This is a genomic window from Gordonia polyisoprenivorans NBRC 16320 = JCM 10675, from assembly GCF_000241325.1.
In the GTDB taxonomy this organism is placed as follows: domain Bacteria; phylum Actinomycetota; class Actinomycetes; order Mycobacteriales; family Mycobacteriaceae; genus Gordonia; species Gordonia polyisoprenivorans.
Map to the genome: position 1 here is coordinate 15,532 of NZ_BAEI01000075.1, position 13,242 is coordinate 28,773.

General features: G+C 66.8%; 11 protein-coding genes. 4 read left to right on the top strand and 7 right to left on the bottom strand.

Annotated elements, in window-relative coordinates:
- Nucleotides 1–9: 9 nt before the first annotated feature.
- Nucleotides 10–660, bottom strand: coding sequence for a GAP family protein (locus GOPIP_RS20035; protein ID WP_006371609.1), 651 nt, complete (start codon nucleotides 658–660; stop codon nucleotides 10–12).
- Between the two features lie 148 nt (nucleotides 661–808).
- On the opposite strand from GOPIP_RS20035, the gene GOPIP_RS20040 reads away from it, so the two are divergent.
- Nucleotides 809–2,497, top strand: a complete 1,689-nt coding sequence (locus GOPIP_RS20040; RefSeq protein ID WP_108772645.1) for a SulP family inorganic anion transporter — start codon at nucleotides 809–811, stop codon at nucleotides 2,495–2,497.
- Nucleotides 2,498–2,511: 14 nt separating this feature from the next.
- Here GOPIP_RS20040 and GOPIP_RS20045 read toward each other — a convergent pair whose 3' ends face one another.
- Nucleotides 2,512–3,516: an isopenicillin N synthase family dioxygenase gene (locus GOPIP_RS20045; RefSeq protein WP_006371611.1), complete on the bottom strand. Its 1,005-nt coding sequence runs from the start codon at nucleotides 3,514–3,516 to the stop codon at nucleotides 2,512–2,514.
- The gene (locus GOPIP_RS20050) at nucleotides 3,513–4,016 is read right to left on the bottom strand and encodes a nucleoside deaminase (protein ID WP_006371612.1); all 504 of its coding nucleotides are present in this window, start codon (nucleotides 4,014–4,016) and stop codon (nucleotides 3,513–3,515) included. The genes GOPIP_RS20045 and GOPIP_RS20050 overlap by 4 nt, the downstream gene beginning before the upstream one ends.
- Before the next feature lie 9 nt (nucleotides 4,017–4,025).
- Here GOPIP_RS20050 and GOPIP_RS20055 point away from each other — a divergent pair, with 9 nt between their 5' ends.
- Together GOPIP_RS20055 and GOPIP_RS20060 are read left to right on the top strand one after the other, a co-directional pair.
- Nucleotides 4,026–5,672: a helix-turn-helix domain-containing protein gene (locus tag GOPIP_RS20055; protein WP_006371613.1), complete on the top strand. Its 1,647-nt coding sequence runs from the start codon at nucleotides 4,026–4,028 to the stop codon at nucleotides 5,670–5,672.
- A 335-nt stretch (nucleotides 5,673–6,007) separates the two neighbouring features.
- Complete coding sequence (locus GOPIP_RS20060; protein WP_006371614.1) at nucleotides 6,008–7,297, top strand: HNH endonuclease; 1,290 nt, start codon at nucleotides 6,008–6,010, stop codon at nucleotides 7,295–7,297.
- A gap of 541 nt (nucleotides 7,298–7,838) precedes the next feature.
- On the opposite strand, the gene GOPIP_RS20065 is transcribed toward GOPIP_RS20060, so the two are convergent.
- The 4 genes from GOPIP_RS20065 to GOPIP_RS20080 all read right to left on the bottom strand — a co-directional run bounded on the left by GOPIP_RS20065 (nucleotide 7,839) and on the right by GOPIP_RS20080 (nucleotide 12,250).
- Nucleotides 7,839–9,245 (bottom strand): purine-cytosine permease family protein, encoded by a 1,407-nt coding sequence (locus GOPIP_RS20065; RefSeq protein ID WP_006371615.1) that lies wholly within the window; start codon nucleotides 9,243–9,245, stop codon nucleotides 7,839–7,841.
- A 91-nt stretch (nucleotides 9,246–9,336) separates the two neighbouring features.
- Nucleotides 9,337–9,966 (bottom strand): LutC/YkgG family protein, encoded by a 630-nt coding sequence (locus GOPIP_RS20070; RefSeq protein WP_006371616.1) that lies wholly within the window; start codon nucleotides 9,964–9,966, stop codon nucleotides 9,337–9,339.
- Nucleotides 9,963–11,513, bottom strand: coding sequence for a LutB/LldF family L-lactate oxidation iron-sulfur protein (locus GOPIP_RS20075; RefSeq protein WP_006371617.1), 1,551 nt, complete (start codon nucleotides 11,511–11,513; stop codon nucleotides 9,963–9,965). The genes GOPIP_RS20070 and GOPIP_RS20075 overlap by 4 nt, the downstream gene beginning before the upstream one ends.
- Nucleotides 11,510–12,250, bottom strand: coding sequence for a (Fe-S)-binding protein (locus tag GOPIP_RS20080; RefSeq protein ID WP_006371618.1), 741 nt, complete (start codon nucleotides 12,248–12,250; stop codon nucleotides 11,510–11,512). Before GOPIP_RS20080 ends, GOPIP_RS20075 begins: the two co-directional genes overlap by 4 nt.
- A 204-nt stretch (nucleotides 12,251–12,454) precedes the next feature.
- Here GOPIP_RS20080 and GOPIP_RS20085 point away from each other — a divergent pair, with 204 nt between their 5' ends.
- Complete coding sequence (locus tag GOPIP_RS20085; RefSeq protein ID WP_006371619.1) at nucleotides 12,455–13,225, top strand: FadR/GntR family transcriptional regulator; 771 nt, start codon at nucleotides 12,455–12,457, stop codon at nucleotides 13,223–13,225.
- Nucleotides 13,226–13,242 lie beyond the last annotated feature (17 nt).

Sequence of the window (13,242 nt, forward strand, 5' to 3'; positions counted from 1 at the left end):
CGCACGGGATCAGGCGAGCACCGAGATGCCCTTGCCGATCAGCACCACCCCGATGACGAGGAAGAGGGTGGCCATGACCGCTGTGTTGTTGGCCTGCAACCACTCCTTGAGTCGGTCCAGCGGCGCCCGCAACGCTTGTGCGGCAACCTGATAGGCCACCACCGGCACGATCACCGTGCATCCCGCCAGCACGGCGAACACAGCGACGGCCACCACCACCGACCCGCTGGTGAGTCCAGCTGCACCGATGGTGACGCCGGCGCCGATACACATCATCAGGTTCTTCGGATTGATGGCGGCGAGCGCGAATCCCAGCCCGAACGCCTTCGGCGGCTTCATGTCGTCGATGGCCGCCATCCACTTCGGGGTGGACACATCGCCGCCCCGGGCCCGCCACTCGCGTGCCCCTTCCAGGAGGAGGAGTACGCCGAGCGCCAGCTTGATCCAGCCCGTGAGGGTCGAGCCGCCTCCCGCGGAACCACCGATCAGCACGAAAACGACGGTGGCGATCACGATTCCGGCGAGCCATCCGGTCGCGAATCCCACGCTCGTCGTCCGCGCATGCCGGCCGAGCAACATGAGGATCGCGCCGATGATGGGGATCGGCGACACCGCAACACCCACCGCGAGTGGGAGGACATCGCCGATCACCGCACCCACGTCGTCACCTTTCGCCGCTCTGTGTCGCGCCCCATCGACTCACACTTCCAAGAACCACGTCGCCAGAGCAAGCGTTGGAGGGCGGCACATCCCGGAAATCACCTTCCACGGATGAGGCCGCACCGTCTCCGATGCCTAGGGTGAACACGTGAGATCGTGGCGATCTCGTCTCCGGCGCCCCTGGCAGAGCACCGCGCGGCCCACCGTGTCCGACGCGGTATCCGGTCTGGTCACAGCACTGTTCTCCATCCCGGAGGGCATGGCATACGCATCCATCGGCGGATTCACCCCGGTGGCGGGCCTGTACTCGGGCATGCTGCCGACGCTGGTGGGGTCGCTGCTGTCGCGGACCGTCCTCATGGTGACGACGCTGACGAGCGCGATCGCGCTGTCGGCGCATGGCGTGCTGGGGTCGGCCGGCCTCGCCGCCGACGACCTCGGCAACATTGCGCTGCTCACCCTGCTCGTCGGCGCCTTCATGCTGATTCTCGGTGTCCTGCGTATCGGCGCCGTCATGGACTTCGTTTCCAGCGCCGTGATGACGGGTTTCACGGTGGGCATCGCGGTGCAGATCGTCGCGGGCGTCGTCAAGGACGTCACCGGCTACACGCCCGACGCCCACAACACCCTGATGAAGTTCGTCGATGCCGCCGTTCACATCTCGCAGTGGTCCCTCGACGCGGTCCTGGTCACGGTGGCCACGATCGTCGTTTGGGCGTTGGCGCGGCTCTGGCAGCGGTTACGCGCCTTCGCCACGCTGATCGCGTTGCTCGCGGTCAGTCTCGGAGTTGCGGTGTTGCACACCGGGGTGGAGACGGTCGGCGACATCGGTGTGGTTCCGAACAGCTTGCCGCCCATCACCGTTCCCGATGTGTCGGCGTTGCCTCATCTCGTTCTCGGCGCGTTCGCCATCGCGCAGGTCGCCCTCGCCCAGGCGGCCGGTATCTCCGCCGCCGTACCGAACCCGGACAAGTCCCGGCCCGACGCGTCGGGTGACTTCACCGCGCAGGGCGCCGCGAACGTCGTCGGCGCGTTCTTCGGTGCATTGCCGGCCGGTGGTTCGTTGTCGCGCACCGGTGTTGCCGTGTCGGCGGGCGCCCGCACGAGATGGGCGGGGGTGTTCGCCGGGGCCTGGCTGATCCTTCTGGTGGTGATCGCCGGTTCACTCGCGCAGGCGATCCCGATGGCGGTGATCGGTGCCCTGCTGATCGTGATCGGTGCGGAGTTGATCGGTGGGCGCTGGGACGACATCGTCCTCGTGATACGCAGTGCGCCACTGAGTGCGGTGGCGATGCTGGTCACCTTCGTGGCGACCACCGGCCTCCCCTTGCAGAACGCGATCCTCCTGGGTGCCGTCCTGTCGCTCGTTCTGTTCTGCGTGCAGTCGGCGAGGATTGCGCAACTTGCGGGGCTCACTCGTGACAGCGGCCGGTGGGTCCTCGGTTCGCCGCCGAAAGAGCTACCGCCAGAACAGGTCACCGTGGTGCACTATTCGGGCACGTCACTGTTCGCGGAGGTGCCGCGAGTGGCCAGGGACTGGCCGCAGCTCGGACCCGATTCCCGTCGCTGTGTGCTGATCCTGAGCGTTCGCACCCTGCCGGACGTCCCGTCGGCGACCGTCCTCAAGCTGTTGGCCGCCCGCACGGCCGAACTCCGCAGTCGGGGCGGACGTTTCATTCTCGCCGGGGTCAACCCGGCGATGCGGCGCCGCCTCGACAGGTCCGGGCTGACCGCCACGCTCGGCGCCGAGAACATCGTCATGGCCACCGACGTCGTCTTCGAGGCCGCCGATCTCGCCTACGAGGAAGGCTGCCGCTGGCTCGCCGACGACTCGTGACGCCGGAATTCTAGTCACCCCAGGGTGATCGCGTCCAACCGCTCCTTGATGAACTCCCCGGCAATCACATCGGGCCGCCCCGAGACCCGACCGACCGGCGGAGCCAGCGGAGTCACGACGGCGTCGTGATCGAGCTCGTAGAAGAAGATCAACGACACGAGATCCTCCTCCGGGCTCTCCGGCTGCGGTGGCAGCACACGATGACGCCCGGCCGGCCACCGTCCACCCGACCAGTACTCGAGAAGATCGCCGATGTTGATCGTGAGTGCGGTCGGATCGTACGGGGCGTCGGCCCAACCACTTTCGTCGCTGTACACCTGTAGGCCACCGGCTCCCGGTTCACGGTCGAGTACGGTGACGGTGCCGAAGTCGGTATGCGGGCCGATCCGGAATTGCCCGGGCTCGGGATCGCCGACGACCGTCATCGGCGGATAGTGGTTGATGTTCGACGTCCAGGTGGCATTGCCCGCCAGATTGCGGAACGGGTTGTCCTCACCGGCCTTACCCAGCGCCTCGGCCATCAGCGCGAGCAGGTCGTCGGAGAGAGCCTTCATCTGAGAAGTCCACGCGGTGAACAACTCCCGCAGTCGCGGGGTCTCGGTGGGCCAGACGTCGGGGGCGAACCAGTAGTCGTCGACCTCGGGAATCCCGACCGGAGTCTGTGCGCCGGAATTGTAGGTCTCCTTCAGGTCCGGTGGTGTTTCGGTGCCCTCGGCGTAACCGTTGGCCTCCAGACCCGGGCCGATCCATCCGCGACCGCCGACGCCGACCGCATACTGTGCCTTGACCTCGGCGGGCAGGGCGAAGAATTCACGGGCCGCGGCACGCAACGCCGCCGGAAGGAACGGATCGATCCCGTGTCCGGTCACCAGCAGGAAACCGGCCTTCTGCAGGGATTCGTCGACGGCGGCACACACCTGCGCTGCGGCGTCCCCGCCCTGCCGCCATTGCTGCAGATCGACAGTGAGGATGGGGCTGGCGGTTTGGGGGTTCGCGGTTCGGGGGTTCGCGGCGGTCATGCTGTCTCCTCGGCTGGGTCGGACACGGTGTCGGCGACACCGATGTCCTCGTTCCACAGGTGCGGATGGCTCTCGATGAAGCCGCTCATCATCGCGATGCAGCGGTCGTCGTCGACGATGGTGACCTGCACTCCGAGCTCACGCAGCCAGTCCTGACCGCCGGAGAAGTTCGTCGTCTCGCCGATGACCACCGACCCGATCCCGAACTGTCGGATCAGCCCACTGCAGTACCAGCAGGGGGCGAGGGTGGTGACCATGATCGTCGAGGAGTAGTCCCGTTGCCGGCCGGCGGCGCGGAAGGCGTCGGTCTCGCCGTGCACCGACGGATCGTCATGCTGCACGCGCCGATTGCGGCCCTGACCGAGCAGGGTGCCGTCGGCGGCGAACAGGGCGGCACCGATGGGGATACCGCCCTCGGCGAGACCGGTCTGCGCCTGGCCGTAGGCGACGTCGAGCAGTGATCGCGGGTCGAGCCCGGTGTCGGCAATCGTGGAGGTCATGCTTCGAGGGTGCCGTCGGGCGCGGCCGTACTCAACCGACAAATCGTCCGGTCGCGAGTGAGCGTCAACGGGCATATCGTCTGCGTCGTGTCTGAATCTCCGCTGCCCGCCGCACCGTCGCTCACCCTGCGGCACATGGTCGAGACGCACCTCGCCCCGGCCGCCCCACGTGTGCTGACCGCGCACGACCGGCTCGACGCTGCGGTGAGCTGGGTGCATTCCAGCGAGATCTTCGAGATCGGCCCGCTGCTGACCGGTGGCGAACTCTTGCTCACCACCGGCCTGGGCTTGGCGGGCCTTGATGCCGGTACCCGTCGCCATTACGTGCGTGACCTGGCCGAACGCGGCGTCGCCGGGTTGGCGTTCGAGGTCGGCCGCAGCTTCGACGCGGTACCCGAGGAGATGATTCGCGAGGGTTCGGCCGCGCACCTCCCGATCATCGAATTGACGCGGATCGTGCCGTTCATCGAGGTCTGCCGGACGGCCAACACCGAGATCGTGTCCGAGGAGGTCGGCGACCTGCGGCTGCGCAGTGGACTCGACGCGACCCTGCACGACGACCTCGCCCGCGGCGCCGCGGCCGCGATGATCGAGCACATCGCCGAGGTGACCGGGACACCGATCGTCGTGGTGGGTAGTGGCGGCGCCCTGCTGGCGGTACACGGTGTGAACGACGATCGGGCCGCGTGGCGCGTGGTCGACGGCGCGATCGCCGCGCAACCGATCACCTTGCGCGGCCGCGAGATCGGGCAGGTCTTCGCGGGACAAAGCGCGTCCTCGATACCCGCCGCACGTGTGCAGGCGCTGCTCGGTGTCGGAGCCGGACCGCTGGCGGCGGTGCTGACCCGATCAGGTGGGCGGTCGTCCATCGGTGCGCAACTGGTGGCCGAGCTCGTCGACCGTCGGCCTCTGCGGCGCGCGGATCTTCTTGCGCGGCTGTCGACGTCGGGTTTGCCGGTCGGTGACAAGGCCGTGCTCGTCCCGGTGGCCGGCCACGCACCCGACACCCGGATGGTCGAGACGGCGTTGTCGGCGGCCACGGATCTCGGCGGACTCGTCCACGCCACCGTCGATGCGACCGTCTACGGCCTCGTCGTGACCACCGACGCCGGACTCACCGAACCGGCCGAGAAGGTCCGCGCGGCGCTGGCCGACGATCCGCGGCGCCTCGGCCGGCTCACCGTCGTCGTCGGGACGCCATGCCCGCTCGCCGGCACCGGCGCGGGTCCCGGCCTCGCCCTGACGTTGGCCGACGAACTCCGCATCTGTTCGGAAAGGCTGGGTGTGGCAGTCGAATTGCGCTCTGCCGGCGGCACGGCCACCGACATCAGGACCAGCCGTGAACTCGTCTCCGACGCCGCGGCGCGCGAGTTGTCGGACGGATTACGCAGCGAGCTGAGCCGCATCATCGAGCCGCTGGTACGCCAGGATGCGACGTCGTCCTCGCAACTCGTCCATACTCTCGAAGTTCATCTCACGTACGGATGCAGCGCCACCCGCTCGGCCGAGGCCCTCCACATCGGGCGCCAGAGTCTGTATCAGCGCCTCGATCGTATTCGCGCCTTACTCGGCTTCGACCCGACCGCCCCGGCCATGTACGCATCAATCCTGCTGGCCATCAACGTCTTCCACTCCCGGGCTGCACATCAGCGGTGAGTTCCCGCCGCAGCCATCCGCTGGTCGAGGAGTCCCTCCCCCGATGGTCAAGGACCCCGCTCCCCGAGCGCCCCCCCGATGGTCGAGGTGCGAGCCGCGTGCGGCGAGCCTCGAGACCCGGCGAGACAACAAGCCTCCCAACCACATCGAACATCCACAGCTGAATCCGCACCCCCTACCACACCCCACCGACAGAAAACTGCTCCCTGCAGACCACCGAAACCCGTTGTCCACAAGCACTTTTCCCTCCCCAGAATCATCGAACACCCTTGCCCTAATCCATATGTTCGAGTACCATGGAGGCATTACACCGATCACCCACCGGGGAGGGGCCCATGATCGAATCCACTACAGTCCTTGACGCGGAAACCGTTGACGCCGAAGCAGTCTTCGCCACCATCGTCACCCAACTCAGCGACCTGCAATGGAATCCGGAGATGACCGGGCCGCAAGCCTTCGGCGCGATGAAACAAGTCCTGTTGTTGCGCAATCTGGTCGATCACCACGCCACCACCCTCACCGGCGAGATGGACCGGCTGGGCGTGGCCGATCACAAGACCACCCGACTGCGGGAGTTGTTGATCAGCATGGGTTGCGCACCTGCCGTCGCAGGTCGGTATGTGCGGGTCGCCGCCACCACCGATGTGGATCTGTTGTTGGCACATGCCGCGGACGGGTCCATCTCGTCCGAACACGCCGATGCCATCGTGCGCGGGTTGGCGCACATCGATACCCGATGCCCCGAACCTTTGGACACCGTGCGACGGTGTGAATACCTCCAAAAGCTGCTGTCGCATTACTTTGCCGGTTTCACCCCCGCCGAGATCAACATCTACGCGCGGCAGTTGGGTAACGAGTTGGCGGCCGAAACACCGGGCGGGTTACCGGCCGCCGAGGACAAGTCGATCAACTCCTACAGCGACCGCATCACCGACGACGGACGGTTGGAGATCTCGGCGAACCTCGACATCATCGCCGGGGAGAAAACCAGAACTCTGATGGAAACCTTGTCGGCGCCCAAGCCTCAACCCGACGGCTCCCCCGACCCCCGCACACCCGAACAAATCTGCGCGGCCGCGTTCGAGACGATTGTTGAACTCGCGGCACGAGGCTTGGCCGACACCACGTTCTCGGCGAAACCGACCAACGGCCTGTTATGGACATGGTCGGCTGACAACCCGGCACTGGGCGGGAATTTGCAGAACATGGGCGCCATCACCGAAGCAACCGCGAAAATGCTGTCGTGCGACACAACCATCACCAAAATCATCCTCGACCCCAACGGGGTGCCCCTCAGCGTCGGCGAAGAAAAACGCTTCTTCACCCCCGGCCAACGCAAAGCACTACTCGTCCGGGATCGCGGATGCATCAAATGCGGCGCGCACGCTGGACGCTGCCAAGGACACCACCTCGTCCACTGGAGCAAGGGCGGGCCCACCGACCTCGACAACGGATGCCTGCTGTGCACCAGCTGCCACGATGATGTGCATCACCACGGCTGGGACATCATCATGGGATTCGACCGGCACCCCTGGTTGATCCCACCCGCCAGCATCGACCCGAAACGCCGACCCGTGCCGTCGTATCACCGTAGAACCATGCGACTCGACGACGCCGCAGCCTGACCTACCCTGCCCCACTACCTGATTCCTTGCACCCGGCATCGCCGGGACCGCATCTGTTGTTTGAGAACTCCATAGAGATAATCCCCTCCCGATGGTCGAGGTGTGGTGCCGCCTGTGGCCCGGACTACTTTCGGCACAAGGGGTCTCGAGGCTCGTCGCTGGCACTCCTCGGCACCTCGACCATCGGGATGGGACGACCACCGGGAAGGGCGAGTATCCTTCCATGGCGAGTCGTCTCCCCCCGATGGTCGAGGTGCGAGCCGCGTGCGGCGAGCCTCGAGACCACTTGCAGCAGCGCTGAAACCGGACCACCGTGCCCCGGACTCCTTTCAGCACAACAGGTCTCGAGGCTCGTCGCTAGCGCTCCTCGGCACCTCGACCATCGGGATGGGGCGGCCATCGGATGGGAAGGCCTGGAGCATTCCGCGCGGGGTGGGACGGCCACCGGGATGGGAACGGTCCCTCCGCTGGTCGAGGTGCGAGCCGCGTGCGGCGAGCCCCGAGACCGCCGCAAGTAAACGCTGGAACCCTACGCCTCGTGTCAGCCGTACTGCTGCACCGACTTCTCGACCCGGGAGCGGGCCAGGAGGAGGTAGGCGATGAAGGCGATGGCGAAGCCGACGAAGGCGCCGATGTCACCGAGTTCGGGTACCGCCCGGACGACGAAGCCGATGAAGCGTTCCTGGTTGCAGAACAACAGGACCGAGGCGACGAGAGCTATGACGAAGGCGGCCAGACCACCCCAGTTGGTGTACTTGCGGTCGTAGAGGAGTTCGAGGGATGGCGGCTCGCGTCGCAGCACACGGTCGGCGAAGACCACGCCGAGCCAGGGACCGATCCAGTACGCGACCAGCAGCAGGAACGCCTCATAGGAGGCCGCAGCGTCGGCCAGCGCCCACCAGGCGACGAGGAACCCGACGACACCGAAGAACACCGACACCAGTGCCCGCTGCGCGCCGACCGGGAGTTTGAACCCCATTGTCACGAAAGCCATTGCGCCCGAGTACACATTGATGGCGTTGGCGGCGATCGCTCCCACCGCGATGGCCAGCAGGGTGAGGTCGGCGATGGCCGACGGGAAGTTGGCGGTGAATGCGTCCGTGGGATTGTCCGACGTCGGCGCACCGATCGTCATCGACGCGGCGCCGACCACCATCAGCAGCGTGCACGAGAGGAACAGGCCGGCCGAGGCGAACAGTCCGGTCTGCATCTTAGACACGGTCGGCGGCAGGTAGCGGGTGTAGTCCGCGGCGTAGGGCGTCCAGCCCGCCGTGTAGCCGAACGAGGCGCCCACGGCGAGGAGGAAGCCCCCCATCGAGAAACCACCCTCGGCCGAGCCCGCCGACACGTCGGACTTGCTGAAGATGATGACCGCGCCGATGAGGAAGACGATCGCGAGGATCGGGGCCGCCAGGCGCTCGAAGCGCTGCACCAGATTGTGGCCGAAGAACGCAAATGCCGTCTGTAGCACCACGATCACGATGAGTCCGGCGAGCGGCGTGATGCCGAGCAGGGTCGCCAGGGCGAAGGCGCCGCTGACGCTGTTGGTGGCAAACCACCCGACGCCGCACATCACCGCCATGAACGTCGCCGGCAGGATGTTGCCATTGTGACCGAAGGCCAAGCGCCCCAACACCATCTGCGGTACACCGTGCAGCGGTCCCTCGGCGGAGAGCAGGAAGTGCGCGACCGCACCGAGCAGGTTGCCGAGCACCACGGCGCCGACGGCCTGCCAGAATGACAGCCCGAAGTAGGCGACCGAGATGACGCCGACGAAGATCGTGGCGAACTCCAGGTTCGGCGCCGTCCACGTCCAGAACAGGCCGCGGGGTTTGCCGTGCCGGGCCTCGAGAGGAATCGGCTCGTTGCCGCCGGGTTCGACGGCGAGAACCTTGCCGCCGTACTCGACGGCTGCCGGATCGGCGGAAATATCGGGTGTAGCTGTCATGGCGATACTGTGCTGCGTCCACCTCCACCCGGCAACCGACGATCTGTCAGTTGATCGCTGCCCACGGCGGGACAATCCGCCCACCCCGCTCTCAGCCCACGATCACCACGTGCAAGGTGCGCGGACCGTGCACGCCTTCAACACGGTCGAGTTCGATGTCGCTGGTGGCACTGGGCCCGCTGATCCAGGTTTGCGGGCGTGCGGCAGCACCGTCGGCGATCAGCCGAGCGACGGCCTCGGGGACGTCGCTGACGATCTGTGCGGCGTCGACGATGCAGAGGTGGACGTCGGGCACCAGCGACAACGCACGCCGACCCTGCCCGGCGCCGTGGTCCAACACGATGGTGCCGGTGTTGGCGATCCCGACGGCGGCCGTGGTCACCACCGCACCGACCCGGTCGAGCTGCGTCGGGGAGAGTGTCTCGTCATCGATCCAGTTCTCCTCGACGCCCAGTAGCGAGCGCAACGCCGGGTCGGCGAGCACCGGCCCGTCGACGTCGGCCAGCGCCGCAGAGATCCGTTGTGCCAGGTCGTGCTCTCCGACGCGCTCGACGACGGCACGGTAGTCGGCCACGCGCTCGGCGAATCGTTCGACGGTGTCGAGATCACCGGTCGGCACCGCTTGTCCGTAGTCCCAGTCGATGTCGCTTTCACGTGTGGCGTCGTCGACGTCGGAGATCGCGGCTCGCACACGGGTCAGGATCTCCTCGCGGGCGCTCATCGGTCCTCCTCCCCGGCCGCACGGTTCCCGCGTTCGCGTTTCCACCAGTCGCGGAACGATTCCGCGGGCGGCACCGGGACGTCACGGGCCGAGCTCCACGCCGACAACGGCCACGGCAGGGCACCGATCGTCGTCCGCTTGCCGAAGAACCGGTGACTGGTGGTGGCCGCCTTCTGCGCCGCCTCGAGCCGCCGATGGTCGGCGAACATCCACGCGCCGGCCTTCATCGCGGCGGCCTCACCGCTCGGCAGACCACCGCGCTTCTCATCGACGACACGAGTTCGTAAGTGCACCAATATGTCCGGGATGTTGATACGCACGGGACACACATCGAAGCACGCCCCGCACAAACTCGACGCGAACGGCAGCGACTTGTCGACCTCCGACGACGTACCCCGTAGCTGCGGTGTGAGGATCGCGCCGATCGGCCCGGGATAGACCGAGCCGTAGGCGTGTCCGCCGGCGCGCTCGTACACCGGACACACATTCAGGCACGCCGAACATCTGATGCAGCGCAACGCATCTCGGCCGACCTCGTCGGCGAGCACGTCGGTGCGATGGTTGTCCAACAAGACGATGTGCACGTTCTGCGGTCCGTCACCGGGGGTGACGCCGGTCCAGATCGAGGTGTACGGGTTCTCGCGCTCCCCGGTACTCGACCGCGGTAGCACCTGCAGGAAGACCTCGAGGTCAGACCAGGTGGGCAGGATCTTCTCGATCCCGACCACCGAGATCAGCGTTTCCGGCAGGGTCAGGCACATGCGGCCGTTGCCCTCGGATTCGACGACGACGAGACTGCCGGTGTCGGCGACCGCGAAGTTCGCGCCGCTGATGCCGACCTTGGCGCGTAAGAACTTCTCGCGCAGGTGAAGTCGTGCGGCCTCGGCGAGCCGCTTGGGATCGTCGGTGAGATCGTCGGGTGCCGGGCGGCCGACCTCTTTCATCCTTCGCCGGAAGATCTCGCGGACCTCGCTGCGATTGCGGTGGATGGCCGGCACGAGGATGTGACTGGGCCAGTCGTCGCCGAGTTGGACGATGAGTTCGGCGAGATCGGTTTCCCAGGCGTTGATCCCCGCCTCCTGCAGGGCTTCATTGAGTTCGATCTCCTGGGTGGCCATCGATTTGACCTTGACCACCTCGTCGGCTCCGGTCTGACGAACCAGGTCGACGACGATCCGGTTGGCCTCCTGCGCATCCCGGGCCCAGTGCACCACCGCCCCCGCGGCACTCGCCTTCTCCTCGAACTCGATCAGATAGCGGTCGAGGTTGCGCAGGGTACGGTTCTTGATCTGTTCGGCAGCGACGCGCAACTGCTCCCAGTTGTCGAGTTCGCCGACCACCCCGGCGCGCTTCGTGCGGATGATCCCGGTGGCGTGGGCGAGATTTCGACGTTGGGTGGTGTTGGCCAGCTCGGTCCTGGCGGCCTCGGGGAACTTCGGCATTCCGACGAAGGTCGAGGTGACCCCGACGTGCGGATGGCCGGAGCCCAACGCCAGTGACGGTGCCATCGTGGGCATCTCGTGCACCGGGTCGCGAGAGGTGGTCATGCCGGCTCCTTCTCGGTGGAGGCGAGGATCTCGGCGAGGTGCATCATCCGCACCCCGGCGCGTTCCCGGTTGAGTAGTCCGCCGATGTGGGCGAGGCAGGAATTGTCCCCCGCCACCAGCACTTCGGCGTCGGTCTCCTTGACATGTGCGGACTTGTCGGAACCCATCGCCACCGAGGTGTCGGGGTTCTTCATCGCGAAGGTGCCACCGAATCCGCAACATTGGTCGGAGGCAGGCAGTTCCACGAGGTCGATGCCTTTGACCGCCCGGAGCAGTTGCAGCGGTTTGTCGCCGACGCGCAGCATGCGCAGCGAATGACAGGTGGGGTGATAGGTGACCCGGTGCGGGAAGTACGCGCCGACGTCGGTGACACCGAGGACGTCGACGAGGAATTCGCTGAGTTCGTACACCTTCGGTGTGTAGGCAGCCACCGCGTCCTGCAACCCGTGGTCGCCCGAGCGAGCCGCCAGCCCCGGATGCTGGTGGCGCACAGAGCCGATGCAGGAGGCCGAGGGGGCGACGACCGCGTCGTACTCACCGAAAACCTGGGCGAACTGTCGCACACCGGGGATCGCCTCGTCGGCATAGCCGGTGTTGGTGAACATCTGGCCGCAGCAGGTCTGCTCGACGGGGAACTCGACCTCGACGCCGAGTCGCTCGAGGAGCAGCACGGTCGCCCGGGGCGTACCGGGCCACATCGTGTCGTTGAAGCAGGTGGCGAACAGGGCGACCCTCATCACGGGTGCCCCGACGGTGCGATCGATGGCCGGGCGAGCTGATCGGGGATGCGCATACGGACTCCGCGGGAGATGGCTGGGCTGTGAGCTGGAAAGACCTGTGGTCTGACCACACGATTCACGGTAAGGTGATCCCGTCGCGCCTGTCAACAGAGCGACCCGGATCGACGCGGGGCCACCGACTCCGCACGGAAGGTGGTTCCCATGACGATCGGCCGGTCATCTGCGACGGCGTCCGCGCCCAGCCCGAACTGGCAACCGGTGGCGCGTACCCGCACCTACGAGATGGTGATCGACGCGATCGAGGAGCAAATCCTCTCCGGAGCATTGGGTGTCGGCGATCCGCTACCACCCGAGCGCGATCTCGCCGCGCGCCTGCAGGTCAGCCGGCCCGCGGTCCGCGAGGCGTTGCGCGTCCTCGAGGCCCAGGGCGTGCTCCGATCGGCGGTCGGCAGCGGTTCCGGCGCCGGCACCTTCGTCGCCGCGATGCCCGCCGAGGCCCTGACCCACTTTCTGCGCCTGCACATCGCGCTGTCGAACTTCGCGTTCGCCGACGTCGTCGACGCGCGGGTGACCCTGGAGTCCTCGAGCGTCGAATTGGCAGCGCGGGCACACGATCCCGCACGCCTTGCACCGGTCCACGAGGCGATGGCCGCGATGGAGGCCGCCGTCGACGATCGAGCCGCCTTCAACGACGCCGACATCGCCTTTCACACCGCCATCGCCGAGGCCGGCGGCAATCGGCTCGTCACCGCGATGACGGTCGCCATTCGCAATGCCCAGCGTCGCGCGATCCTCGCTGCCTTCACCGACGTCGAGGACTGGTCCGCACTCCGCGCGGCATTGATGACCGAGCATCGCGAGATCCTCGACGCCATCAGCGCAGGCGACGCCGGTCGCGCGTCCCGACTCGCCGCCCGCCACATCCGCAACGCCTATGACAGTCTGCCCACCCTGCACGACCACACGATCTGACGAATTCCTGCAATCCG